The organism is Luteimonas mephitis DSM 12574 (assembly GCF_000422305.1).
Taxonomy (GTDB): domain Bacteria; phylum Pseudomonadota; class Gammaproteobacteria; order Xanthomonadales; family Xanthomonadaceae; genus Luteimonas; species Luteimonas mephitis.
In genome coordinates this window covers 348,071-369,818 of the sequence record NZ_AULN01000012.1, presented here as the reverse complement: position 1 = coordinate 369,818, position 21,748 = coordinate 348,071, and the positions used below count along the sequence as shown (strand labels likewise).

Below are 21,748 nucleotides of genomic sequence, written 5' to 3'. Positions count from 1 at the left end.
GAAGCGCGCCCGCGCCATCGTCGAATCCTGTCCCTGCGCCCTTCCCGGCTTTTACGAATCCCGAATCCCCAACCCCTGATCCCGCCTACTCGAAAAGACGCTTGTCCTTCGCGTAATCCTTCGCCTGCGCGCGCGTGACCAGGCCGCGCTTGACCAGGTCCTGCAGGTGCTGGTCGAGTGTCATCATGCCGTGCTGCTGGCCGGTCTGGATCGACGAATACATCTGCGCGACCTTGTCCTCGCGGATCAGGTTGCGGATGGCGGGGATGCCCACCATGATCTCCCACGCCGCGGTGCGGCCGCCGCCGACCTTCTTCAGCAGCGCCTGCGAGATCACCGCGCGCAAGCTTTCGGACAGCATCGAGCGCACCATCGGCTTCTCGCCGGCGGGAAACACGTCGATGATGCGGTCGATGGTCTTGGCCGCGCTCGAGGTATGCAGGGTGCCGAACACCAGGTGACCGGTTTCCGCGGCGGTCAGCGCCAGGCGGATGGTTTCCAGGTCGCGCAGCTCGCCGACCAGGATGTAGTCCGGGTCCTCGCGCAGCGCCTCGTTGAAGCCGTGGGTGTCGCGGTGCACCTCGCGCTGATTGATCAGGCACTTCTGCGCGGTGTGCACGAACTCGATCGGGTCCTCGATGGTGAGGATGTGCCCATACTCGTTTTTGTTGACGTGGTCGACCATCGCCGCGAGCGTCGTCGACTTGCCCGAGCCGGTCGGGCCGGTGACCAGGATCAGGCCCTGCGGCTGGTCGATCAGCTCCTTGAAGATCCGCGGCGTGGCCAGGTCCTCGAGCGTGAGCACCTCGGACGGAATGGTGCGGAACACCGCGCCCGCGCCGCGGTTCTGGTTGAACGCGTTGACGCGGAAGCGCGCCAGCCCGGCGATCTCGAACGAGAAGTCGACCTCGAGGAACTCCTCGTAGTCGCGGCGCTGCTTGTCCGACATGATGTCGTACACCAGCGCGTGCACCTGCTTGTGGTCGAGCGCCGGGATGTTGATGCGGCGCACGTCGCCATCGACGCGGATCATCGGCGGCAGCCCTGCCGACAGATGCAGGTCCGATGCCTTGTTCTTGACCGAGAACGCCAAAAGTTCGGCGATATCCATGCATGCTCCCCTGGCACTGCGACTGGAAATGAACAACCCCTGCGCGGCAGTATAGCCCCGGACCCGCGCCAGAAATCCAGTCCGTCCCCGCCGGAACCGCATGTACGCGCAAGCCCTGAACGCCGTCCTCGAACGCCTCGCCGCAGCCGCGCGCGACGCCGGGCGCCCGCTGCCGCGCCTGCTCGCGGTTTCCAAGACCCAACCTGCGACGGCCGTCGCGGAAATGGCGTCCGCCCTGCGCGCATCGATCCCGCCAGGCGCCTCCGCAGCCGGCCTTGCATGCGCCCCGGCGTTCGGCGAGAACTACGTCCAGGAAGCGCTCGCAAAGCAGTCCGCGCTGGCTTCGGAAACGCTGGAATGGCACCTGATCGGCCACCTGCAGTCGAACAAGGCCCGCGAGGCCGCGGCCGCGTTCGACTGGGTGCAGACCGTCGATCGCGACAAGCTGGTTGCCGCGCTAGCCCGCCACCGCCCCGCCGGGCTGCCGCCGCTGAACGTGCTGGTGCAGGTCAACATCGACGACGAGTCCAGCAAGCACGGCTGCGCGCCGGAAGAGGTGCCTGCGCTTGCCGCCGCCGTCGCCGCGCAGCCGCGGCTGCTGCTGCGCGGACTGATGGCGATTCCCGCCCCGCACCCGGACCCCGGCCGTCGACGCGACGCTTTCGCCCGGATGAAGGCACTGTTCGATGCGCTGGCCGGGCAGTATCCGCAGGTCGATACGTTGTCGATGGGCATGAGCGACGACATCGAACTGGCAGTCGCCGAGGGCGCGACGATGGTGCGCGTGGGGACGGCGCTGTTCGGGGCCAGGGGCAAGTAGCCGGGATTGGGGATTGGGGATTGGGGATTGGCAGAACGGCCGGCCTGCCCGGCGCCCGCGCAATGCCGGCAGCCATGCCGCGCGCGGCGATGTCCTACCATCGGCGTTCCACCCGCAATGCTTTGATCGCCGATGGCTGCTTCCCCGAATCCCGAATCCCGAAATCCGAAGCCCGGTTCCTCGGACCGCATCGCCTTCATCGGCGGCGGCAACATGGCCCGCAGCCTGATCGGCGGGCTGGTGACGCGCGGCGTGCAGGGCGACTCGATCCGTGTCGCCGAACCGGTCGAGGCCGCACGCGAGGCGCTGGCGGCCGACTTCGGCGTCGCCGCGTTCGCGACCGGCACCGAGGCCGTGGACGGCGCCGGCGCGTGGGTCCTGGCGGTCAAGCCGCAAGTCCTGCGCCAGGTGTGCGAAGCGCTGGCGCCGCAGGCGCGGGCGCAGCGGCCGCTGGTGATCTCAATCGCCGCCGGCATCACCTCGGCGCAGATCGCGCGCTGGCTCGGCGGAGACGATGCGGCAACGGCCATCGTGCGATGCATGCCCAACACCCCGGCCATGCTCGGCGCCGGCGTCACCGGCCTGTACGCGACGCCCGCAGTCGATGGCCCGGGCCGCGCGCAGGCCGAAGCATTGCTGTCGAGCGCCGGCAAGACGGTGTGGATCGACGACGAAGCGAAGATGGACGCGGTCACCGCCGTGTCCGGCAGCGGACCGGCGTATGTCTTCCTGCTGGCCGAAGCGATGGAGGACGCGGCCCGCCGCCAGGGCCTGCCCGACGACACCGCCCGCACCCTGGTGCTGCAGACCGTGCTCGGCGCCGCGCGCATGCTCACCGAATCGGAGGAACCGCCGGCCGAGCTGCGTCGCCGCGTCACCTCGCCCGGCGGCACCACCCAGGCCGCGATCGAGACCTTCGAACGCGGCGGCCTGCGCGCGCTGGTGGACGAGGCCATCGGCAACGCCGCCGAGCGGGGCCGGCAGCTGTCGGCAGCCAATGACTGACGCAGCGCGCCGCGCCGCGATGGCGCTGCTGGTCGGCCTGGGGCTTGCCGGCTGCGGCAGCGGCGCACCCGGCCCCGCCGGCAACCACGCGCAGGCGCAGCTCGAGGCCAGCGCGCGGATCGGCGACGTCATCGTGCGCGTCAACGCCGTCCCCACCGCGAGCCTCGGCGAGGCGGTCGCCCGCCAGTACGGCATCGAGCGCAGCAACCGTACGATCATGCTGCTGGTCGGCGTGCGCCGCGACGACGGCAACGGCAACGAAACCGCCCTGCCCGCACGCGTGGCCGCCGTGGCCACCGACCTGCTCGGCAAGCGCCAGCAGCCGGCGATGCGCGAGGTGCGCAGCGGCGAGTTCATCGACTACGTCGGCACCGCCAGCGTGATCGCGCCGGACACGCTGCGCTTCGACATCGACATCACCGTCGAGGGCGGTCCGGCGATGGAACTGCACTTCAACCGGGACTTCTTCCCGGATCGTCCGTAGGAGCGCCCCATGGGCGCGATGGCCTCATGACGTTCGCTGCGGAAAACATCGCGCCCATGGGGCGCTCCTGCGAGTCCGGTTGCGGCCCTAGCGCTGGTTGATCGCGTAGCGCCCCGGCCCGAACAGCGCGATCGCCAGCGCGGTGAACAGGAACATGCCCTGCAGCTCCAGCGCCCAGCCGCCCTGGTCGTTGAGCTGGCCGAGCTGGCCCATGTGCACCAGCGCGATCGCGAACAGCATGTTGATGGCGACGATCACCGCGCCGATCCGCGCATACGCGCCGAACAGCAGCATCAGCGGCGCCAGCACCTCGCCGGCCAGGACGCCGTAGGCGAGGAAGCCCGGCAGTCCCCGGGCCAGCACCATGCCCTCGATCGGGCCGAGCCCGTTTTTCAGCTTCGAGATGCCGTGCAGCAGGATCAATGCGCCCAGCGCGATACGCAGCACCAGCTTGCCGAAGTCCTGCATTGCCGCCTGGTTCATCGCCGTGTCCCCGTTGGTTGGACGCGCATCATCGCAGGGCGGGGGGAGCTTGTGTGTTGCTGCGCGACCGGCTCCATCGTAGGAGCGCCCCATGGGCGCGAGCTTCGTGGCAACGCCTTGTCGCGCCCATGGGGCGCTCCTACGGCAGCCTTGCCTTCTGCGACCAGTCGCGGATGATCCGCGCGATCTCGCCCACGCCGTCGGTCAGCGCCGCCGGGCCGGGCTGCAGGATGATCGGCGACTTGATCTCGTGCAGCTCGCCGTCGCGCACCGCGGGGATCGCGTCCCAGCCCGGACGCGCGGCCACCTTCTCCGGGCGGAATTTCTTGCCGCACCAGGAGCCGAGGATGATGTCCGGCGCGCGCCGCGCCACTTCCAGCGGGTCGGCGAGGATGCGCTGCTTCGCCAGCGATTCAGCGGCCAGTTCCGGGAACACGTCGTCGCCGCCGGCGATGCGCACCAGTTCGGCGACCCAGCGGATGCCGGTGATCGGCGGCTCGTCCCATTCCTCGAAGTACACGCGCGGCCGTCGCGGCAGGCGCGCGGCTTCGGCGGCGATGTCGTCCAGGCCTCGCTGCAATTCGTCGGCCCAGGCATCCGCGCGCCCGCCGGCGCCCACCAGCGCGCCAAGCCGGCGCACGTAATCGATGATCCCGGCGACGCTGCGATGGTTGCTGATCCACACCTCGACGCCGCGGCGCACGAGTTCGGCGGCGATGTCGGCCTGGATGTCGGAGAAGCCGACCACGAAGTCCGGTTCGAGCTTGAGGATCTCGTCGATCTTCGCGCTGGTGAACGCGCTGACCTTGGGCTTCTCCCGGCGCGCCCGCGGCGGCCGCACGGTGAAGCCGCTGATGCCGACGATCCGGTCCTGCTCGCCGAGCGCGTACAGCACCTCGGTCGGCTCCTCGGTCAGGCAGACGATGCGCCGTGGGCCGCAAAGCCGGGATTGGGGATTGGGGATCGGGGATTCGGAGAACCTGCGATTCCGCTCTTCCGAATCCCCAATCCCCAATTCCGAATCCCGGCTGCTCACGGATACAGCATCCGCTTGGTCCAGCCCCCCGCCACCGGGTCGCCCTCGTACAGCCAGCGCTCGTGGAGGCGGGAATCGCCGGCGTACCAGAACTCGATCGAACGCGGGCGCACGCGCAGGCCGGTCCAGCGCGGCGGGCGCGGCACTTCGCGGCCTTCGAATTCGGCCTCGGCCGCGGCCAGCGCCTGCTCGAAGGCCTCGCGCGATTCCAGCGTCTCCGACTGCTTCGACACCCACGCGCCGACCTGGCTGCCGCGCGGGCGCGTGGCGAAGTAGGCGTCGGCTTCCACGTCCGGCACCTGCTCGACCATGCCCTCGATGCGCACCTGCACGCCGCTGCGCACGCGCGGCCAGTGGAACAGCAGCGCGGCGCGGTGGTTGGCCTGAAGCTCGCGGCCCTTGCGCCCGTCGAGGTGGGTGTAGAACACGAAGCCGTGCTCGTCGTGCGCCTTGAGCAGCACCGTGCGCGCCGAGGGACGGGCAGTGTGCGATGCGGTGGCGACGACCATCGCGGTGCGGTCGGGCTCGCCGGCCACCAGGGCTTCGTCGAACAGCTGGTCGAACGTGGCGAGGGCTTCGGCGAGCAGCGGGTCTGTGGCGTTCATTGGGCTATTGTGGCCCGATGTCCACGGGTACGCACGCCGCCGCCGAACCGGGCTTTCCAGCCGACTTCGTCGCCCGCTGCCTCGACGACGCACTGGCCCACGGCGCACGCACGTATGGCATGACCGGCCTGCAGGGCACCGGCAAATCCACCCTCGCCGCGCAGGTGGCGGCACTGGCTTCCGATCGCGGCCTCGCGGTCGCGGTGCTGTCGGTGGACGACGTCTACCTCGACCACGACGTGCGCGCCGCGCTGGCACGCGACGTGCACCCGCTGCTCGCCACCCGCGGGCCGCCGGGCACGCACGACGTCGGGCTGGCCTGCCGCACGCTGGATGCATTGCGCGCCGGCGAACCAACGGTGCTGCCGCGCTTCGACAAGCTCGGCGACCGTCGCCTGCCGGAACCGGCCTGGCCGCGTGCCGGCGCGGTCGACCTGGTGCTGTTCGAAGGCTGGTTCCTCGGCACGCCCGCGGAACGGGACGCGGCGCTGGACGAGCCGGTCAACGACCTCGAACGCAACGAAGACCCCGACGGCCGCTGGCGCCGCTGGTGCAACGATGCGCTGGCGCGCGACTATCCCGCGCTGTGGCGGCGCATCGACCGCCTGCTGTTCCTGCAGGGGCCGGGTTTCGACATCGTGCCGCGCTGGCGCTGGCAGCAGGAGCAGGCGCTGCAGGCCAGGCATCCCCGGCGCAAGGCGATGACCCGCGAACAGGTCGAACGCTTCGTGCAGTTCTTCGAACGCACCAGTCGCCGGGCCATGCGCACGCTGCCCGGCATTGCCGACCGCACCGTGCGGCTCGACGCCGATCGCACCCCCCCGTAGGAGCGCCCCATGGGCGCGATCGGGCTTCACCGGGGGGCGCCATCGCGCCCATGGGGCGCTCCTGCGGGCCCATCCCCGCCAAGCCGGCGGATGCGACACCGCCCACGACGGTGTCGCGATGCATCCGGGACTACGCCACCACGAACGTGATGCGCAGGTTGACCCGCCATTCGGTGATGTCGCCGCTGTCGTTGGTGACGGCCTTGATCTCGTTCACCCACACGCCCTTGATGCCCTTGACCGTTTCCGCGGTCTTCTTCAGGCCGTGCCGGACGGCGTCCTCGACACTGGTGGTCGACGATGCGTTGACTTCGATGACCTTGGCGACTGCCATTGCGTTTCTCCTGTCGGGGCGGCGGCGCCGCCGGAACGCGCAGGCTAGTCCGCGCCGCGTCAAGGCCGCGCGACGCGGTGCTAGCATCCGGCCATGGATCCGGCACCCAACCTCGTCCTCGTCGGCCCGATGGGCTCGGGCAAGTCGTCGATCGGCCGGCGCCTGGCCGAGCGGTTCGGGCTGGCGTTCTTCGATGCCGACCGCGAGATCGAGGCGCAGGCCGGCGCCAGCATCGCCACCATCTTCGAATGCGCCGGCGAAGCCGCGTTCCGCGCGCGCGAACGGGTCGTCCTGGCCGCGCTGCTGGCCAACGAGGGCGCGGTGATCGCCACTGGCGGCGGCGCCGTCCTCGACCCGCGCACCCGTCAGCTGCTGCACCAGCGCGGCTTCGTCGTGCACCTGCACGTCGACATCCCGCAGCAGCTCGCGCGGCTGGCGCGCGACCGCAGCCGTCCGCTGCTGGCCGGCGACGACCGCGAAGCCGTGCTGCGTCGGCTCGCCGACATCCGCGACCCGCTCTACGCCGACGTCGCCGACCTGCGCTTCGACACCGCGTCGATGAGTGCCGCCGAGACCGCGGCGAAGCTCGGGCGCCTGCTCGATGCGCAGTGGCACGTCCCCGCGTCCACCGCCGCCGGCGGCAGCTGCCCATGAGCGTGCGCACGGTCGACGTCGGCGGCGCGCAGCCCTACCGCATCACCATCGGCGCCGACCTGCTTCGCGACGGCACGCTGCTCGCACAGCCGCTGCGCGGCCGCCACGCGCTGGTCGCCAGCGACGCCAACGTCGCCCCGCTGTACGCACGGCGCGTCGTCGACGCCCTGCGCGCCGCGCGCCCGGACGCGCACATCGCCACTTGCGTGATGCCGGCGGGCGAACAGGAAAAAACCCTGACGCGCTTCGGCGACACCATCGACGCACTGGCCGCGCTCGGCGCCACCCGCGACGCATGCGTCTACGCGCTGGGCGGCGGCGTGGTCGGTGACCTGGCCGGCTTCGCCGCCGCGTGCTGGATGCGCGGCATCGACTGCGTGCAGCTGCCGACCACTCTGCTGGCGATGGTCGACTCCTCGGTCGGCGGCAAGACCGCGGTCGACCTGCCGCAGGGCAAGAACCTAGTCGGCGCCTTCCACCCGCCGCGCGCGGTGCTGGCCGACGCCACCACGCTGCGCACCCTGCCTGCTCGCGAACTGCGCGCCGGCCTGGCCGAAGTGGCGAAGTACGGCGCGATCGTCGACGCCGCGTTCCTCGACTGGCTGGCCGGGCACTCCGAAGCGCTGCTCGGCGGCGATGCGGAGGTGCTCTGCGAGGCCATCGCCCGCAGCTGCGCGCACAAGGCCGCGATCGTCGAACGCGACCCGTTCGAACACGGCGAACGCGCGCTGCTCAATTTCGGCCACACCTTCGGCCACGCCATCGAGGCCGCGCAGGACTACGGCGCGCTCAACCATGGCGAAGCGGTCGCCATCGGCATGGTGCTGGCGGCTCGGCTTTCGGCTGCGCTGGGGCTGGCCACCGATACCGACACGATGATCCTGCGGGCCCTGCTGCAGCGCTTCGGCCTGCCGACCGCACTGCCCGCCGGCCTGGACCCCGACGCGCTGCTTGCCCGCATGCGCCTGGACAAGAAGGCCCAGGCCAGCGGCCTGCGTTTCGTGCTGTGGGAGGGCCTGGGCCGCGCCCGCGTGGTGCCGGATGTGCCCGAAGATGCAGTGCTGGGAATCCTGCGCAACGCATGAAAAGCAACATGCTTTCGTAGGAGCGGCGGCAGCCGCGAGCTCTTGCGTTGCGGCGTAAAAGCAAGAGCTCGCGGCTGCCGCCGCTCCTACGGACACCCCCGCGGATTGCCGCCGTCCGAAATTCGCCGCTGAAGCCGCTCCCACAACAGTCGGTTCCAGATGCCGACCCGGCCGCTCGCCCCGCCCGCGCCGTACAATGCCCGGCCCATGCGCCTGTTCCTGCAACAACGCCCCGACAGCCACGACGCGCCGCGTTTCGTGCAGCTGATGCTGCAGCCGGACCTGCTCGGCGGCTGGGAACTGGTGCGCGAAACAGGACAGATGGGCGGCCGCAGCACCGTTCGCCGCGAACAGTTCCTCGACCAGGCCAGCGCGGTCGCCGCGCTGGAGCACGCGCGGGACCAGCAACTCAAGCGCGGCTTCCAGCTGACGTTCGCGCAGGGCTCGGACGCCCCCAAAAACCCGTAGACCGAGGTGACACCCCCGACGCTCGCGACTGCCGGGGTCCCGGCGTCGGGGGTGTCACCCCGACGCCATCCTGACTTGTCCGGAGATTCCGCTTGGCCATCACCCCACTGAAGAACGACCGATTCCTCCGCGCCCTGCGCCGCGAACCCGTGGACCACACGCCCGTCTGGCTGATGCGCCAGGCCGGCCGCTACCTGCCCGAGTACCGCGAAACCCGCAAGCGCGCCGGAAGTTTCCTGGCGATGGCGAAGAACCCCGAGATCGCCTGCGAAGTCACCCTGCAGCCGCTGGCGCGCTTCCCGCTCGACGCCGCGATCCTGTTCTCGGACATCCTCACCATCCCCGACGCGATGGGGCTGGAGCTTTACTTCGTCGAAGGCGAAGGCCCGAAGTTCCGCCATCCGGTGCGCGACGCCGCGGCGATCGCGAAGCTCGCGGTGCCGGACATGGAAACCGAGCTGCGCTACGTGATGGACGCGGTGCGCGTGATCCGCCGCGAGCTGGACGGCAAGGTGCCGCTGATCGGCTTCTCCGGCAGCCCGTGGACGCTGGCCTGCTACATGGTCGAAGGCGGCGGCAGCAAGGACTACGCGCGCATCAAGGCAATGGCGCACAACGATCCGAAGGCGCTGCATGCGCTGCTGTCGGTCAACACCGACGCCGTGATCGCCTACCTGTCCGCGCAGCGCGCGGCCGGCGCGCAGGCGCTGCAGGTGTTCGACACCTGGGGCGGCGTGCTGTCGCCGGCGATGTACCGCGAGTTCTCGCTGCCCTACCTCACCCGCATCGCGCGCGAACTCCCGCGCGGCGAAGGCAGCGAACGCACGCCGCTGATCCTGTTCGGCAAAGGCAACGCCACCCACCTCGAAACACTGGCCGACAGCGGCGCCGAGGGCGTCGGCGTCGACTGGCTGGTTGAACTGGGCGAAGCGGCGCGCCGCACCGGCGGCAAGGTCGCACTCCAGGGCAACCTCGACCCGGCCACGCTGTACGGCTCGCCCGACGCGATCCGCACCGAGGTGCGCCGCGCGCTCGACAGCTACCGCGACGGCAACAACGGCTCGCGCGACGGCCACGTCTTCAACCTCGGCCACGGCATGTCGCCGGACATGAATCCCGACCACGTCGCCGCACTGGTCGACGAAGTGCATGCCTACAGCGCGCGCTGACGCACGCACCACGCAGGCCGGGGCCCCGGCCCCGGCCCTGCGAACCCGAAGCCACCCGCAGGTCCGGGATACGTGCGTGACGAACCGCGAACCGCGAGCCGCGATCCGAAGATCAAAAGCGTCGCGGATGTAACCCCGACCTACGCCTCCGGCGCCGGCTGCAGCTCCGTCGCCAGCTCCTCGAAATCGGCGATCACGCCCTCGAGCGCCTCGTGCAGCTCGCCCCCAGACAAGCGCTTCCCCGTAGGTCGGGGCTACGCCCCCGACGCCCGGCGAACCGCAAACCGTGAACCGCGAGCCGCGAACCCGAAGATCAAAAGCGTCGGGGATGTAACCCCGACCTACGCCTCCGGCGCCGGCTGCAGCTCCGTCGCCAACTCCTCGAAATCGGCAATCACGCCCTCAAGCGCCTCGTGCAGCTCGCCCTGGCGGACCATCAGGTCGTCGATCTTCGCGGTCCTGCCCAGCTTCGACAGTTCGCCGTCGAACAGCAGCCACTGCGCGGTCAGCGTTTCCACGTTGTTGGCGGAGTAGTGGCGCATCTCCTTGAGCTGCGCCAGCGTGTCCTGCACGTGGTCCAGTTCGGTCTTGGCATGGTCGGGCATCGCGCACCTCCGGAACGATCGGATGGCGCCCACCCTAGCGGCGGCCGGGGAACGACAACGTCAATTCCCGCGCGCGAACATGAACGCTTCCCACGCGCGCGCCGGCATTGTTCGGAGTTTCCGGACAATCCATCCAGCCGGCGCCGGCCAATCGCGGGCACCCCGCTTCATAGAATGAACTCCCCTCCACGGGAGATTCCGCATGGCCGACCATTCGATCCAGGGCAAGGTGGCGCTCATCGCCGGCGGCGCCAAGAACCTCGGCGGCCTGATCGCCCGCGACCTCGCGGACGGACACTGGCTGGTGGCTACGCGGCGTCCGGCAGCGGCCGCGCGATGCCCTGGGAGCACCTGGACGCGGACGGCGCATTACGTACCGCGGCGCTGCCCGCGCGGGTCGTCGTCGACAACGCCGAAAGCTATATCGCCTGCTGCCGCGCCGGGCTGGGGATCATCCAGGTCCCGCGCTACGACGTGCAGCCGATGATCGACCGCGGCGAACTGGTCGAAGTGCTGGCGCAGGCGCGCGCCGCGCCGATGGCGGTGTCGATGCTCTACCCGCACCGGCGCCAGCGCTCGCAGCGTCTGACCGCTTTCGTCGACTGGTTCCAGGCGCTGATCGCGCCGCACCTGGAGCCGCCGGCACGCGGCGCCAGCGCGCCGCGCTAGTCGGCGCACCGTGATCCGGGTTTCTTCCGCCTCCGCAAGCACGTGCGGACGCGACCGCCCAACAGCAGTCCATCGAAAGTGATGTGCACGCCGCACGCCGCACGTCGGAACCGCGCGCGCCGACGCACCCGGCGCACCGCGCGGTCAGCCGCGCAGTTCCGCCTCGATTGACAGGTTCTCCAGGTCGCGCCCCACCGACGCCGCGGCGACGAGTTTGCCGCGCCGGTAGTAGCGCGCGGTGAAATCGCGCGCGGACGGCTCGCCGTCGATCCGCACTTCGTCCCAGCCGTGCAGGGTGCCGCTGCAGCGCAGCTCCACGCCCTGATGATGGGTCCAGAAGAACGGCACGTCCGTGAACGCCTGCGCGGCGCCGAGCATGTTCGCGGCCGCCGCCTGGCCCTGGCGTTCGGCGTGCACCCAGTGCTCCACCCGCACGCGCTGCCCGTCGTGCGGATAGCGCGCCACGTCGCCCGCGGCATAGATGCCTGCCACCGACGACTGCAGTCGTGCATCGACCACGATGCCGTCGTCCACGTCCAGCCCCGCCGCCGCGGCCAGCTGCGTGCGCGGCGTGACACCAACGCCGACGACCAGCATGTCGGCGTCGATCGTGGTGCCGTCGGCCAGCGTGAGCACGCGCCCGTCGAAGCCGGTCGCGGTCGCGCGCAGGTGGAACACGACGCCCTGCGCGCGATGCAGTCCGGCCAGGAAGCCGCCGACTTCCGGCCCCAGCGCGCGCGCCATCGGCACCTCGCCCGGCTCGACCACGTGCACCTCCAGGCCGCGCGTGCGCAGTGCACCGGCGGCTTCCATGCCGATGAAGCCGGCGCCGACGAAGGCCACCGATCGCGCGTTCGCGCAGGCCGCGATCATCGCGCGCGCATCGGCCAGCGTGCGCAGCGTGAACACGTTGGGCCGGTCGAACCCGGGCAGCGGCAACCTGCGCGGCTCGGCGCCGGTGGCGATCAGCAGGGCGTCGAAGCCCAGGCGTTCGCCCGATCCGGTGACCACCTGCCGCGCCGCGGCGTCGATCGCGGCGACTTCGCAGCCCAGCCGCAGGTCGATCCGGTGTTCGGCGTAGAACTCCGGGCCCTGCAGCGGAATCCAGTCCTCGTCCGCGGTGCCGGCCAGGTAATCCTTCGACAGGTTGGGACGGTCGCAGGGCGCATCGGCGTCGGCGCTGAGCATCGTCAGCCGACCGCTGAAGCCCAGGTCGCGCAGCCGCGTGGCCGCCGCGAATCCCGCCGCGCCGCCGCCGACGATGACGATCGCGCCCGGATCGACGCGCGGGCGCGACGGCTGCGCCGGCGCCGCATCCTCCTGCGCGCGCACGAACACCGTGTCGCCCACCACTTCCGTGTGCCACCGCGCCAGCGGCGCGAACGCCGGCGCGCGCAGCGCCTCACCGGTGCGCAGGCTGAAGCACGCGTGGTGCCACGGGCAATGCACCTCGCCATCGACCACCAGTCCCTCGCCCAGCGGCGCGCCGTAGTGGGTGCAGCTGCCGCCGACCGCGTGGCAACCGTCGTCGAGCCGCGACAGCAGCACCGGCTCGCCATCGACGTGTCCTGCAAGCACGCCGCCGCGCGTCACGCTCGCCAGCGGCACGCCCTTGCCCAGGTCCGGGCCGGGCGGAACCGAATCAGTGTGTGCCATGGCCAACCTCCTCGAATGCAGTTGCGAAAGCATTGGCGGGAGCGCGCATCGGCGCGACTCGACCGCGACGGAACATCGCGCCCATCGACGCATTTCTGGCAGTACGGCGCTGCGTCCAGCGTACGCCGCATTGGACGAGGCAGGCGTCATCAGGTTCCCGCCTGCCGCTGCCGCGCGGGAACCTCACGCGCGCTGGCGCATCTGTTCGGGTATCCCCGCTTGAAACCACGCCATGCTCGAAGACCTCCAGACCAGCGTCGAGAACACACACGCGCTGCAGGACAACCCGCCGCCGCACCTGCGCCCCAGTCGCGAGGAAGCCGAGGCCGCGGTGCGCACCCTGATCCGCTGGGCCGGCGACGCGCCAACGCGCGAAGGCCTGCGCGACACGCCGGCGCGCGTGGTGCGCGCCTACGAAGAATGGTTCGGCGGCTACGCGCTCGACCCCGACCGGATCCTCGGCCGCAGCTTCGACGGCGCCGGCTACGACGACATCGTGCTGCTGCGCGACATCCCGCTGCGCTCGATCTGCGAACACCACATGGCGCCGATCCGCGGCGTCGCCCACGTCGCCTACCTGCCGCGCGAACGCGTGGTCGGCATCTCCAAGCTCGCGCGCGTGGTGGATGCCCATGCTCGCCGACTGCAGATCCAGGAACGCCTGACCCGCGAGATCGCCGACAGCCTCGAGCGCGTCCTGCATCCACGCGGCGTGGCCGTGGTCATCCAGGCCAGCCACGAATGCATCTCTTCGCGCGGCATCGGCATGCACGGCGTGGCGATGGTGACGCGGCGGCTGACCGGACAGTTCGAACGCGACCCGTGGCGACGCGACGTACTCGACGCACTGGCGATCTGAGAGGATGACCCTGGTCACCAAACACCTCCAGCGAAACCCGCAGGACGCAACTGCAGGACGCAACCTGTAGTAAGAAACCTGCATGAAGAAACCTGTGCAAAGAAACCTGCAGGAGCGGCTTCAGCCGCGAGCTCTTTGCCAACGGGATCGGAACGAAGAACTCGCGGCTGAAGCCGCTGCTACAACAGCAGGCTGATGTCAGCTCCCGCCGCCGGTCACCGCCGCGCCCCGTGACGGCTCCGGCCCGAGCTTGAAGCGGCAGACCTGGCCGCCGCGGACCATGCATTCCATGTGGTGGATGCGGCGCCCGGTGGCCGCCTCCATGTAGGCGATGTCGAACTTGCACACCTGCGGATGCTGCCTGGCCAGGCCATGGAACACGCAGTTGAACGCCTCCACCTGCCAGTCGTCGCCATGCCGCGCCGGGATCGCTTCGTAGCCGAGCGCGTCGAGCCGCTGCGCCAGCGCACGCGCCAGCGCTTCGCCGCTGTCGGCCTGCAGCGGGACCTGGGTGGCGGCCACCGTGGTGCCGAGTTCCTGCAGCATCGCGCCTACTTCCGCCTCGCCCACGCGCGCTACCAGCTGCGAGATCAGCGCCGCCGAAATCGCACCGTAGTTGCGCGGGAACAGCTCCCGTCCCTGCTCGGTCAGCGCATAGCGCGCCTGCGGCCGGCCGCCAGTCGGGCGCGGCTCGACGCGCTGGACCAGGCCGCTGACGATCAGCGTGGTCAGGTGCTGGCGTACCGCGTTGTGGCTGATGCGCAGGCGCTCGCACAGCTCCTCGACCCCGGTCCCGTCGCGGGCCAGCAGCAGCTGCCTGAGCAGCCGCTGCCGGGTATCTCCGAACTGCGCGAGCCCTTGCATCGTCGCGCCCTCAGCTGGCCTTGTCCGGGAACTGCTTTGCGATGGCGGCGGCAAGTGCGTCGGCGATCATGTCCATGTGCGCCTGCATCGCGGCCCACTCCTGCGCCTCGCCTGCGGTGTCGTCGGCCAGGATCAGGTTGATCTGCTGCGCATGGTGCGCGCCGTGCGCCAGCATCAGGCCGTGCACGGTGTCTTCGGGCAGGTTGGGATTGGCGCCGGCGAGGAACTTGGCGATCGCGGCGGCGTTGGCGTTGAGGTCGTCGATTGCCTTGGTCGCGCCGGCGTCGTCCTTGGCCGCGCGGGCATCGGTCAGCGCCTTCACTGCGCCCCAGTGGCCACCCAGCAGGGTGAGCATCTGGTCGCCGCCGGCCTGGCCGTAGAAGCCGGCGACCGCGCCGCTGATCTGCCTGGCGTTGTCGACCACCGCATCGGCGGCGGCCTTGGCGTCGGCATCGTTGCCGGCATGCACGGCGATCACGTAATCGCGCGCGTGGACGATATGGCCGTGCCACAGGTCGCGCATCGCCGCCTGCAGCTGCGGCGCGGGGACGGCGGCGGCTTCGGCGGCCGGCGCGGCGTCGGCCACGGTGGTGGGGGCCTCGGCCGCGGTGTCGGCCGGAGGCGCCAGCTCGGCGGTGTCGGCCGACGGCGCGGCCTGGCTGCAGCCGGCCAGCGCCAGCGCAACGGCAAGGCCAAGGGGTTTGAATGAGGTGGACATCGGAGGGCTCCCGGACATCGCGGATCGCGACCAGGACATCCTGCGCCGCCGGAAGTTATTCCACCATGACATATGTGTAAAGCCCGCCGTCACTGGCTTTTCGGCACAAAAAGCCGCCGCCTTCGCGCCCCCTGGCTGCAGGGGACCGGAAGCGCCGCGCACCTACCCCGCCGGCATCGCCTCCGGATCCATCCAGAACGGCCCCCAGATGTGCCCGTCGGGATCGCCCAGGTCGCGGCCGTACATGAAGCCCAGGTCCTGCACCGGATTGATGTCGCCGGTGCCGCCGTGCGCGGCGGCCGCTGCGTTCATCGCATCCACCGCCTCGCGGCTGTCCATCGACAGCGCCAGCGACACCTCGCTGGACGTCGGCGGCGGGATCGGCCGGCTGGTGAACGTGCGCCACTTCGCGTGCGTCAACAGCATCACGTGGATCACCTCGCTCCAGACCATGCACGCGGCGGTGTCGTCGCTGAACCGCGGGTTGTTGGTGAAGCCCAGGGCTTCGTAGAAGGCCATCGAGGCCGGGAGATCGGAGACCGGGAGGTTGACGAAGATCATGCGGGCCACGGCGCGTTCCTTTTCGTTGGGTGATGCCCGTGCGACGAGCGAGCGGGGCCGGAATCGACAATCCCGGGCCCATCGCTTCGAAGCGCGCAAGAGAACGGGTGCCGTAAACGATTACGCCTGCCCGCCGCTGAACACCGCCGGCCGCCCTCAGAGCCTATTCATCGGCCATGCGCAAAGTGGATGCCGGGCCAACCGCTACGTTGGCGCGCTGAAGCAGGTGACCGACATGACACTTTCCCTCTCCCGGCAGATCGTGGGCCCGATCGCGCTTGCCGCCGTTCTGGCCATGGGCGTTGCATCGCCCGCCGCCGCGCGCGACCAGCCGCGCGGCGAACGCGTGGACCAGCAACGCCAGCACGATGATGCACGCGACAACCGGCAGAAACACCAGCGGCCCGAACGCCGCGACAGCGACCGGCAGGACGCCCGGCGCGACCAGGCCTCGCGGCAGCAGGCCGAACGCCGTGCAGGCGAACAACGCCAGCAGGCCGAGCGCCGTGCCGGCGAGCAGCGACAGCGGGCCGAGCGACAGCAGGCCGCGCAGCGCCAGGCGGTCGAGCAGCGCCGGCAGGCCGAAGCGCGCCGCGACAGCGACCGCCGCGCCGGCGAACAGCGCGCCCGCCAGCAGCAGGCCGAAGCGCGGCAACAGGCACAGCGCGAGCAGGCCCAGCGCCAGCAGGCCCAACGCCAGCAGGCCGAGCGCCAGCAGGCCCGGCAGGAGCAGGCGCGTCGCAACGAGCAGCGCCTGAATCGCGAGCGCACCGAGCGTCGCGCACAGCTGCAACGCCACGATGACGACCGCGCGCGCGCCAATGCCCGCGAACAGCAGGCGCGCGAACAGCGTGCCCGCGACCAGCAGGCACGCGAAGCACGCGAACGCGAGGCCGGTGCGCGCGACGCACGCCAGGCACGCGACGCGGACCGGCGCCCGCAACAGCGCCGCCACGACGCGCCGCGCGTGGTGGGCGGCGCCCTGCCGCGCACCCGCGCCAACGACGACGGCCGCCGCGACAGCGAGCGCCGCGCACGCCAGCGCATCGAGGACCAGCAGCGCCTGGGCCGCGAACAGCAGCAACGCCGCATCCGCGAAGAGCGCCAGCGCGCCGAGCGCTACCGCCACGAGCGCCGCGACTGGGAGCGCAGCGCGGAGCAGCGCGCCTACCGGCTGCAGCAGCAGCACCGCATGGCCAAGTACCGCTACCAGCAGCAGTACTACAACCGCGTGCGCCAGCAGCAGGCGCGCTGGAACGCCCGCGCCTACAACTACTACAACGACCCGTACTACTACACGCCCGACAACTATCGCTACTCCTACCGCGGCAGCTGGCAGCGCACCAACCGCTACGGCGCCGAGCTGATCCGCCAGGCCATCAACTATGGTTACCAGGAAGGCCTGTACGCCGGCCGCGCCGACCGCCAGGACGGCTGGCGCGACGACTACCGCGACGACTACGCCTACCAGGACGCCAACTACGGCTACAACGGCTATTACATCCCGCAGAGCGAATACAACTACTACTTCCGCCAGGGCTACCAGCGCGGCTACGACGACGGCTACGGCGACCGTTACCGCTACGGCTATCGCGACGACAACGGCAACTACGCCATCCTCGCCGCAATCCTTACTGCGGTGGCCGGGTTCCAGCTGCTCAACTAGGCAGCGCATGGCAGGCCCAAGGCGCGGTGCCTGCGGCTTCCGTCCGGCTCGTTCGGCGGAAGCCGCATCGCCGCGGATCCGCGAAACGGGTTGCGCTTGAACGGGCTGTCAGCTGCGCGGACTTGATCGCCGGGATGCCGCCGCGCACTTGCCGGTCAATGCATCAAGCTCCCTGAACAGCTGCGGATCGTCGGCGGTGAAGTTGAAGCACGACTTGCCCTGCATCCTCTTGCGCAGCGCGTCGCTGATGCCGTCCAGGAGCGCGGGATCCTCGTACACCGGCATCAGGTGGTAGCTGACGTAGGACTTCTTCGCCTGCACCGCACCGAAGAACCCGGGCTTGGCCCTGGGCGTCGCCGCGGGAAGTTCAACGTAGAGGTTGCCGGGCACATCGGTCTTGATGGACATCCCGGCAGCGTGCCTGCGAAGCAGCGCGGACAGCGATGCGAAGGTGGGGCCGAAATCCGTCATGCCGTGCTCCTCGTTGATTCGGACTGGATGGCCGCGCGGCTTGCACCCGCGCCTGCGGCCACCTGGGGATGAGCGGTCAGGCCTCGACCCGATCCGCCGGGTGGTTGACCCCGTCATTGACGGGCACGTCCGCAATGGCGAACGGGTTGACGCCCTCGAGGCATCCGACATTGAAGCCGTACTGCCCGGGATTGGAGCGGCGCTGATGATGCGTGTAGATGCCACAGATGCCGCAGAACCAGTGCCTGGCCGTGCGGGTGTTGAACTCGTAGAGCCGCAGGTGCTCCGCACCTTTCACGACACGGATGCCGGACAAGGGCACGGAGGCCACCACGGCACCCTTGCGACGGCAGATCGAGCAGTCGCACCGGCGTGGATCCTCGATGCCGTTGGGCAGGTCGAGCTCCAGCACCACGGCGCCACAGTGGCATGAGGCCAGGTGCCTGGGCTGGATGGCAACGCCGCCGACTTCTCTGAGCACCTGCAGGCCCTCCCTCGAAATCCAACGCCCGGATCAAACGGCGCCACGGAGCGGCACCGGCCCCGGACGAATGGCCAGGCCGCGCCGATGCCGGCAACCTGGAAGCCCGGCACAGGCGATGGCCATCTGCACGGCAAAGGCCGTGAAGCGGATGGTAACCGCCCGCGGCGGCGCGGAAGCCGCGTGAACGGCCGACTGGAAGATCCCGGCACCAGGCCACGGGCGGGCCAGGGGATCCGCCATGGCCGGACTGTTCGAGGCGATGGCAACTTCGTGGCGATGGCAACGGGAAGAAGCGCGCCGGGCATGGGAAGTTTCTCGAGATCGTTGGCGTGCGCCGGGCAAGCCGCCGCAGGAAGGGCGACAGGTTGGCGTTGCCAGGCGTGGAGCCGTCAACACGCATCTCCGCGCAACACCAGCTGCCACCGGACGGCTGCCATGAGGGCGAGCAGTACAAGCGTCCAGGCGATGAAGGCAGTCAGTGCGATGGCGCCGGGCAAAGACGTTGCGCACCTCCCCGGCGAGGCGGGGTTTCCTGCCCATCCCCGGCAATGACGGGCAGCAGCGCCGAACCCACCGCCCCCGGCATCAGGCGACCAGCGCGACATGGCCCGCCGGCAGGGCGATGCGCCGGGCGCGCGACGGCGCCGCCCCGGATCCTGCCATCACGGCCACCACGGCCACCGGCCACGGGAGACCTGCCACCCGCGACGAAAAAAAAGGCCCCGCGATGCGGGGCCTTCCGTGCGTGGATCGCGTTGCCAGGGGAGGAGCCACGCGATCACGCAGCAGCGGGTTACGGCGAGGACTCGGGTGTGGGCGTGGGCGCCGGCGCTGGGGGGGCCGCGGCGGGGCGCGGGCTGCGGGCGAAGCGGGCGGAAAGCATCTGCCGCAGGCTCTCAAGGCCCGCGCCCTTGCCGGACACCTTGAGCACCGCGTAGCCCTCCAGCGAGTTCGCCATCAGGTCACTGCCCAGCGCCGTTTCGGTGTCCTGCATGCGCTCGAACAGCCGGCCCATCTTCGACAGGCGCGGGCGCAGCGCGTCGAGCATGGCCAGGTCGCGCCGGTAGGCGTCCAGGTCGAAGTTGCGCGGCAGCACGTCCGGGTTCTCGGTGAAGGCGACCACCGCCTGCCGGCAGAACGCCTCGGACTTGTCGCCCATCCGGCTGAGCCCCTTGCGCTCGTCCGGGCTCAGCCCGACCAGCGGGGCGAGGTGTTCTTCCAGCACGCCCAGCGCACCGTCGACGGCCGCCAGGGCCTCGGTGGAAAGTTCGATATCGATGCGGTTCTGACTCATGTGCATTCCTTTGTCCGTGTCGGACCTGCCTGATGGATGGAAACCGGCCTGCCTGACCGGTGCAGACAGTTGACCGCAAACCGCCCGCCCGGCCTATCAGCGGCAGCCGCGTCCTCGCGTAGGAAAAGTCCGCATTGGGCGGTCGGAATGCCCTGACTCTCGCCTCCGACCGCCCCCGCCGGCGGCCAACCACCGACCGCCTACTACCAATCGCCAACCGCCCACCACCCATCGCCCGCCACCGACCGCCGTAGGTCGGGGCTACGCCCCCGACCGCTGCGCCCTCACCTCCCCTCGACCCCTGCGCCCTCACTCCACCTCCCCACGCCGCCCCAACCCCGCAAGCCGCGGCCCCTTGCGCGCAAGGGTCGAAGCCTTGCGCGCAGACCCCGGACCCTTGCGCGCAAGCCCGTAACCGCTGCACGCAACCCCCGAACCCCTGCGCGCAAGCCAAAAACCCCCGACCGCCGACCGGATCACCCCGAACGCCGCCGCCCAGGCTTGCGCGCAAGCCCCCGGCGCCCCGATCCGCAAGCCCCCGACCCTTGCGCGCAAGGGTCAAAGCCCCGCGCTCCGACCCGAAACCCTTGCGCGCAAGCCCGCGACCCTGCGCGCAGGCCCGGAACCTTGCGATCCGCAAGCCCCGCACCCTTGCGCGCAAGGGTCCAGGCCTTGCACGCAAGGCGGATCGGTCGGAAGCCGGCACTTTTTCATTCGCGCGCAAGGGTTTTGCGCTGGCGCGCGGCGGTTCCGCCATCGCACGCGGGGCTTTTCGGTTGGAACTAGGCGCTCGCCGGTTCGCGGGGCGGGTTGTTTCGCCGGCAACTCGCGGTGCCCTGCCGACGTGCGCCAGTGGCTGGGCGGGATTTCGCAGACCACGGCTGGCGTTCGCCGCGTGAAGCTTGATGCGCTGAGCTATTGCTTGCAGCGTTGGACGGATATCACCCGCGGCTCAGCCCGACGCGCTACGCCTGCTTGCGCTCCCCGAGCGTCCTTCCTTGCGCATCCTTCCATTCGATCCAGCCATTGGCGGTGCGGCCGGTCACGCAGGCCGCGGCGCCGCTGGGCGACTGGAACAGGTGGTCGCGGGTGAAGCGAATGCGTCCACCTTCGGCCGCCAGCACCCCCTGCTCCAGCAACTGCTCGCGCACGCGGTGGTAGCCGTGGCTCTGGAAGGACGGCACGGTGTCCAGGCGGCCGCTTGAACCGGCCAGCACCACGAAGCCTTCCTCGGTGTAGAGGCCGCGCGCGTCGGCCTCCGAGGCGCGGCAATAAAACACCTCGTCCGGCTGCGCCACCACCTCGGACCGCGCCAGCGGCTGGAAGACCGGGTAGCCGAGTGTCGCCAGCAGGACCCGGATCGTCTCGTGCAACTCATCGCACTCGGCTTCCAGCGGCGGCGGGGTGTGCGGCCGGCCGCCGGCATTGCCGTTGTCCAGCAGGTAACGACCGGCCTTCTGCGCCTGCGCGATGGACAGCCATTCCAGATAGCTGGCATGGGTGTTGGTCAGGCTGTTCGTCAATGACACCGCCACCAATGCGCGATTCCAGAATTCCTTCTGCTGGCCGTGCTGCGACAGCCGCTGCCTGAGCGTGCCGGTCTGTCCGATGTACGCCTTGGGCGCGCCGGCCTGCTCGTCCTCGCCGAACAGGAAGTACACGCCGACCTGCTCGGCTTCCGGCATCCTGAAAAAATCGGACAGCAGGCTGCGCGGCACCTCGATCATGCGCACGATGCGGGTGGTGATCTCGGCGGTCCGGATGCCCTGCGGGTCGCCGGACGGCAGGAAAATCTGGATGGTTTGCGGGCGGCGATCCAT

At 70.4% G+C, this 21,748-nt stretch carries 26 protein-coding genes; 11 read left to right on the top strand and 15 right to left on the bottom strand.

Features of this window, described 5'->3' with window-relative positions; all coding sequences use genetic code 11:
- Window positions 1-85: 85 nt before the first annotated feature.
- Window positions 86-1,111, bottom strand: a complete 1,026-nt coding sequence (locus H570_RS0101785) for a type IV pilus twitching motility protein PilT (protein ID WP_027079249.1) — start codon at window positions 1,109-1,111, stop codon at window positions 86-88.
- A 100-nt stretch (window positions 1,112-1,211) separates the two neighbouring features.
- Here H570_RS0101785 and H570_RS0101780 point away from each other — a divergent pair, with 100 nt between their 5' ends.
- The 3 genes from H570_RS0101780 to H570_RS15960 all read left to right on the top strand — a co-directional run bounded on the left by H570_RS0101780 (window position 1,212) and on the right by H570_RS15960 (window position 3,420).
- Window positions 1,212-1,931 (top strand): YggS family pyridoxal phosphate-dependent enzyme, encoded by a 720-nt coding sequence (locus H570_RS0101780; RefSeq protein WP_027079248.1) that lies wholly within the window; start codon window positions 1,212-1,214, stop codon window positions 1,929-1,931.
- Window positions 1,932-2,063: 132 nt separating this feature from the next.
- Window positions 2,064-2,936, top strand: coding sequence for a pyrroline-5-carboxylate reductase (proC, locus tag H570_RS0101775; RefSeq protein WP_027079247.1), 873 nt, complete (start codon window positions 2,064-2,066; stop codon window positions 2,934-2,936).
- Window positions 2,929-3,420, top strand: coding sequence for a DUF4426 domain-containing protein (locus H570_RS15960; RefSeq protein ID WP_084499616.1), 492 nt, complete (start codon window positions 2,929-2,931; stop codon window positions 3,418-3,420). Before proC ends, H570_RS15960 begins: the two co-directional genes overlap by 8 nt.
- Before the next feature lie 87 nt (window positions 3,421-3,507).
- Here the strand turns inward: H570_RS15960 and H570_RS0101765 are convergent, their stop codons facing one another.
- The 3 genes from H570_RS0101765 to pdxH form a co-directional block, all read right to left on the bottom strand.
- Window positions 3,508-3,903: a DoxX family protein gene (locus H570_RS0101765; protein WP_027079246.1), complete on the bottom strand. Its 396-nt coding sequence runs from the start codon at window positions 3,901-3,903 to the stop codon at window positions 3,508-3,510.
- Between the two features lie 139 nt (window positions 3,904-4,042).
- Window positions 4,043-4,867, bottom strand: a complete 825-nt coding sequence (locus H570_RS0101760) for a cobalamin-binding protein (protein ID WP_027079245.1) — start codon at window positions 4,865-4,867, stop codon at window positions 4,043-4,045.
- Window positions 4,868-4,935: 68 nt separating this feature from the next.
- Complete coding sequence (gene pdxH / locus H570_RS0101755; protein ID WP_027079244.1) at window positions 4,936-5,544, bottom strand: pyridoxamine 5'-phosphate oxidase; 609 nt, start codon at window positions 5,542-5,544, stop codon at window positions 4,936-4,938.
- Window positions 5,545-5,561: 17 nt separating this feature from the next.
- Here pdxH and H570_RS0101750 point away from each other — a divergent pair, with 17 nt between their 5' ends.
- A complete protein-coding gene (locus H570_RS0101750) occupies window positions 5,562-6,371 on the top strand; it encodes a kinase (RefSeq protein WP_027079243.1) in 810 nt (269 codons plus the stop codon).
- Window positions 6,372-6,501: 130 nt separating this feature from the next.
- Here the strand turns inward: H570_RS0101750 and H570_RS0101745 are convergent, their stop codons facing one another.
- Window positions 6,502-6,705, bottom strand: a complete 204-nt coding sequence (locus tag H570_RS0101745) for a dodecin family protein (RefSeq protein ID WP_027079242.1) — start codon at window positions 6,703-6,705, stop codon at window positions 6,502-6,504.
- Between the two features lie 93 nt (window positions 6,706-6,798).
- On the opposite strand from H570_RS0101745, the gene H570_RS0101740 reads away from it, so the two are divergent.
- The 4 genes from H570_RS0101740 to hemE all read left to right on the top strand — a co-directional run bounded on the left by H570_RS0101740 (window position 6,799) and on the right by hemE (window position 10,081).
- A complete protein-coding gene (locus H570_RS0101740) occupies window positions 6,799-7,359 on the top strand; it encodes a shikimate kinase (RefSeq protein WP_027079241.1) in 561 nt (186 codons plus the stop codon).
- Entirely contained in the window at window positions 7,356-8,444 is a 1,089-nt protein-coding gene (gene aroB / locus H570_RS0101735; protein ID WP_036134637.1) for a 3-dehydroquinate synthase, read from the top strand. The genes H570_RS0101740 and aroB overlap by 4 nt, the downstream gene beginning before the upstream one ends.
- 207 nt (window positions 8,445-8,651) lie before the next feature.
- Window positions 8,652-8,912 (top strand): WGR domain-containing protein, encoded by a 261-nt coding sequence (locus H570_RS0101730; protein ID WP_027079239.1) that lies wholly within the window; start codon window positions 8,652-8,654, stop codon window positions 8,910-8,912.
- Window positions 8,913-9,010: 98 nt separating this feature from the next.
- Entirely contained in the window at window positions 9,011-10,081 is a 1,071-nt protein-coding gene (gene hemE, locus H570_RS0101725) for a uroporphyrinogen decarboxylase (protein ID WP_027079238.1), read from the top strand.
- Window positions 10,082-10,422: 341 nt separating this feature from the next.
- On the opposite strand, the gene H570_RS0101715 is transcribed toward hemE, so the two are convergent.
- Window positions 10,423-10,686 carry a hypothetical protein gene (locus H570_RS0101715; protein ID WP_027079237.1) on the bottom strand — a complete coding sequence of 88 codons (264 nt, stop codon included), beginning with the start codon at window positions 10,684-10,686 and terminating at the stop codon, window positions 10,423-10,425.
- Window positions 10,687-11,022: 336 nt separating this feature from the next.
- Here H570_RS0101715 and H570_RS19180 point away from each other — a divergent pair, with 336 nt between their 5' ends.
- The gene (locus H570_RS19180) at window positions 11,023-11,355 is read left to right on the top strand and encodes a LysR substrate-binding domain-containing protein (protein ID WP_027079236.1); all 333 of its coding nucleotides are present in this window, start codon (window positions 11,023-11,025) and stop codon (window positions 11,353-11,355) included.
- Between the two features lie 144 nt (window positions 11,356-11,499).
- Here H570_RS19180 and H570_RS0101705 read toward each other — a convergent pair whose 3' ends face one another.
- Complete coding sequence (locus tag H570_RS0101705; RefSeq protein ID WP_027079235.1) at window positions 11,500-13,011, bottom strand: FAD-dependent oxidoreductase; 1,512 nt, start codon at window positions 13,009-13,011, stop codon at window positions 11,500-11,502.
- Window positions 13,012-13,243: 232 nt separating this feature from the next.
- On the opposite strand from H570_RS0101705, the gene folE reads away from it, so the two are divergent.
- Entirely contained in the window at window positions 13,244-13,870 is a 627-nt protein-coding gene (gene folE, locus H570_RS0101700) for a GTP cyclohydrolase I (protein ID WP_027079234.1), read from the top strand.
- Window positions 13,871-14,068: 198 nt separating this feature from the next.
- On the opposite strand, the gene H570_RS15955 is transcribed toward folE, so the two are convergent.
- The 4 genes from H570_RS15955 to H570_RS0101680 form a co-directional block, all read right to left on the bottom strand.
- On the bottom strand, window positions 14,069-14,734 hold the full coding sequence (locus tag H570_RS15955; protein WP_051175973.1) for a helix-turn-helix transcriptional regulator: 666 nt from the start codon (window positions 14,732-14,734) through the stop codon (window positions 14,069-14,071).
- A gap of 10 nt (window positions 14,735-14,744) precedes the next feature.
- On the bottom strand, window positions 14,745-15,452 hold the full coding sequence (locus H570_RS15950; RefSeq protein WP_051175972.1) for a hypothetical protein: 708 nt from the start codon (window positions 15,450-15,452) through the stop codon (window positions 14,745-14,747).
- Between the two features lie 162 nt (window positions 15,453-15,614).
- Window positions 15,615-16,013 carry a VOC family protein gene (locus tag H570_RS0101685; protein ID WP_425411538.1) on the bottom strand — a complete coding sequence of 133 codons (399 nt, stop codon included), beginning with the start codon at window positions 16,011-16,013 and terminating at the stop codon, window positions 15,615-15,617.
- A gap of 163 nt (window positions 16,014-16,176) precedes the next feature.
- Window positions 16,177-16,968, bottom strand: coding sequence for a hypothetical protein (locus H570_RS0101680; protein ID WP_156899788.1), 792 nt, complete (start codon window positions 16,966-16,968; stop codon window positions 16,177-16,179).
- A 15-nt stretch (window positions 16,969-16,983) separates the two neighbouring features.
- Here H570_RS0101680 and H570_RS18745 point away from each other — a divergent pair, with 15 nt between their 5' ends.
- Window positions 16,984-17,679, top strand: coding sequence for a hypothetical protein (locus H570_RS18745; protein ID WP_027079231.1), 696 nt, complete (start codon window positions 16,984-16,986; stop codon window positions 17,677-17,679).
- 108 nt (window positions 17,680-17,787) lie between these two features.
- Here H570_RS18745 and H570_RS15945 read toward each other — a convergent pair whose 3' ends face one another.
- From H570_RS15945 to H570_RS0101655, 4 genes are all read right to left on the bottom strand, one after another.
- Complete coding sequence (locus tag H570_RS15945; RefSeq protein WP_051175971.1) at window positions 17,788-18,150, bottom strand: hypothetical protein; 363 nt, start codon at window positions 18,148-18,150, stop codon at window positions 17,788-17,790.
- Window positions 18,151-18,226: 76 nt separating this feature from the next.
- The gene (locus H570_RS0101665) at window positions 18,227-18,631 is read right to left on the bottom strand and encodes a GFA family protein (RefSeq protein ID WP_027079230.1); all 405 of its coding nucleotides are present in this window, start codon (window positions 18,629-18,631) and stop codon (window positions 18,227-18,229) included.
- Between the two features lie 796 nt (window positions 18,632-19,427).
- Window positions 19,428-19,928, bottom strand: coding sequence for a hypothetical protein (locus H570_RS0101660; protein WP_027079229.1), 501 nt, complete (start codon window positions 19,926-19,928; stop codon window positions 19,428-19,430).
- 965 nt (window positions 19,929-20,893) lie between these two features.
- Window positions 20,894-21,748, bottom strand: coding sequence for a GIY-YIG nuclease family protein (locus tag H570_RS0101655; protein WP_036134854.1), 855 nt, complete (start codon window positions 21,746-21,748; stop codon window positions 20,894-20,896).

Excerpts from the sequence above, each read along its gene's own strand:
- H570_RS0101785 (WP_027079249.1), bottom strand. The coding sequence starts at position 1,111 with ATGGATATCGCCGAACTTTTGGCGTTCTCGGTCAAGAACAAGGCATCG.
- H570_RS0101780 (WP_027079248.1), top strand. The coding sequence starts at position 1,212 with ATGTACGCGCAAGCCCTGAACGCCGTCCTCGAACGCCTCGCCGCAGCC.
- proC (WP_027079247.1), top strand. The coding sequence starts at position 2,064 with ATGGCTGCTTCCCCGAATCCCGAATCCCGAAATCCGAAGCCCGGTTCC.
- H570_RS15960 (WP_084499616.1), top strand. The coding sequence starts at position 2,929 with ATGACTGACGCAGCGCGCCGCGCCGCGATGGCGCTGCTGGTCGGCCTG.
- H570_RS0101765 (WP_027079246.1), bottom strand. The coding sequence starts at position 3,903 with ATGAACCAGGCGGCAATGCAGGACTTCGGCAAGCTGGTGCTGCGTATC.
- pdxH (WP_027079244.1), bottom strand. The coding sequence starts at position 5,544 with ATGAACGCCACAGACCCGCTGCTCGCCGAAGCCCTCGCCACGTTCGAC.
- H570_RS0101750 (WP_027079243.1), top strand. The coding sequence starts at position 5,562 with ATGTCCACGGGTACGCACGCCGCCGCCGAACCGGGCTTTCCAGCCGAC.
- H570_RS0101745 (WP_027079242.1), bottom strand. The coding sequence starts at position 6,705 with ATGGCAGTCGCCAAGGTCATCGAAGTCAACGCATCGTCGACCACCAGT.
- H570_RS0101740 (WP_027079241.1), top strand. The coding sequence starts at position 6,799 with ATGGATCCGGCACCCAACCTCGTCCTCGTCGGCCCGATGGGCTCGGGC.
- aroB (WP_036134637.1), top strand. The coding sequence starts at position 7,356 with ATGAGCGTGCGCACGGTCGACGTCGGCGGCGCGCAGCCCTACCGCATC.
- H570_RS0101730 (WP_027079239.1), top strand. The coding sequence starts at position 8,652 with ATGCGCCTGTTCCTGCAACAACGCCCCGACAGCCACGACGCGCCGCGT.
- H570_RS0101715 (WP_027079237.1), bottom strand. The coding sequence starts at position 10,686 with ATGCCCGACCATGCCAAGACCGAACTGGACCACGTGCAGGACACGCTG.
- H570_RS19180 (WP_027079236.1), top strand. The coding sequence starts at position 11,023 with ATGCCCTGGGAGCACCTGGACGCGGACGGCGCATTACGTACCGCGGCG.
- H570_RS0101705 (WP_027079235.1), bottom strand. The coding sequence starts at position 13,011 with ATGGCACACACTGATTCGGTTCCGCCCGGCCCGGACCTGGGCAAGGGC.
- folE (WP_027079234.1), top strand. The coding sequence starts at position 13,244 with ATGCTCGAAGACCTCCAGACCAGCGTCGAGAACACACACGCGCTGCAG.
- H570_RS15955 (WP_051175973.1), bottom strand. The coding sequence starts at position 14,734 with ATGCAAGGGCTCGCGCAGTTCGGAGATACCCGGCAGCGGCTGCTCAGG.
- H570_RS15950 (WP_051175972.1), bottom strand. The coding sequence starts at position 15,452 with ATGTCCACCTCATTCAAACCCCTTGGCCTTGCCGTTGCGCTGGCGCTG.
- H570_RS0101685 (WP_425411538.1), bottom strand. The coding sequence starts at position 16,013 with ATGATCTTCGTCAACCTCCCGGTCTCCGATCTCCCGGCCTCGATGGCC.
- H570_RS15945 (WP_051175971.1), bottom strand. The coding sequence starts at position 18,150 with ATGACGGATTTCGGCCCCACCTTCGCATCGCTGTCCGCGCTGCTTCGC.
- H570_RS0101660 (WP_027079229.1), bottom strand. The coding sequence starts at position 19,928 with ATGAGTCAGAACCGCATCGATATCGAACTTTCCACCGAGGCCCTGGCG.
- H570_RS0101655 (WP_036134854.1), bottom strand. The coding sequence starts at position 21,748 with ATGGATCGCCGCCCGCAAACCATCCAGATTTTCCTGCCGTCCGGCGAC.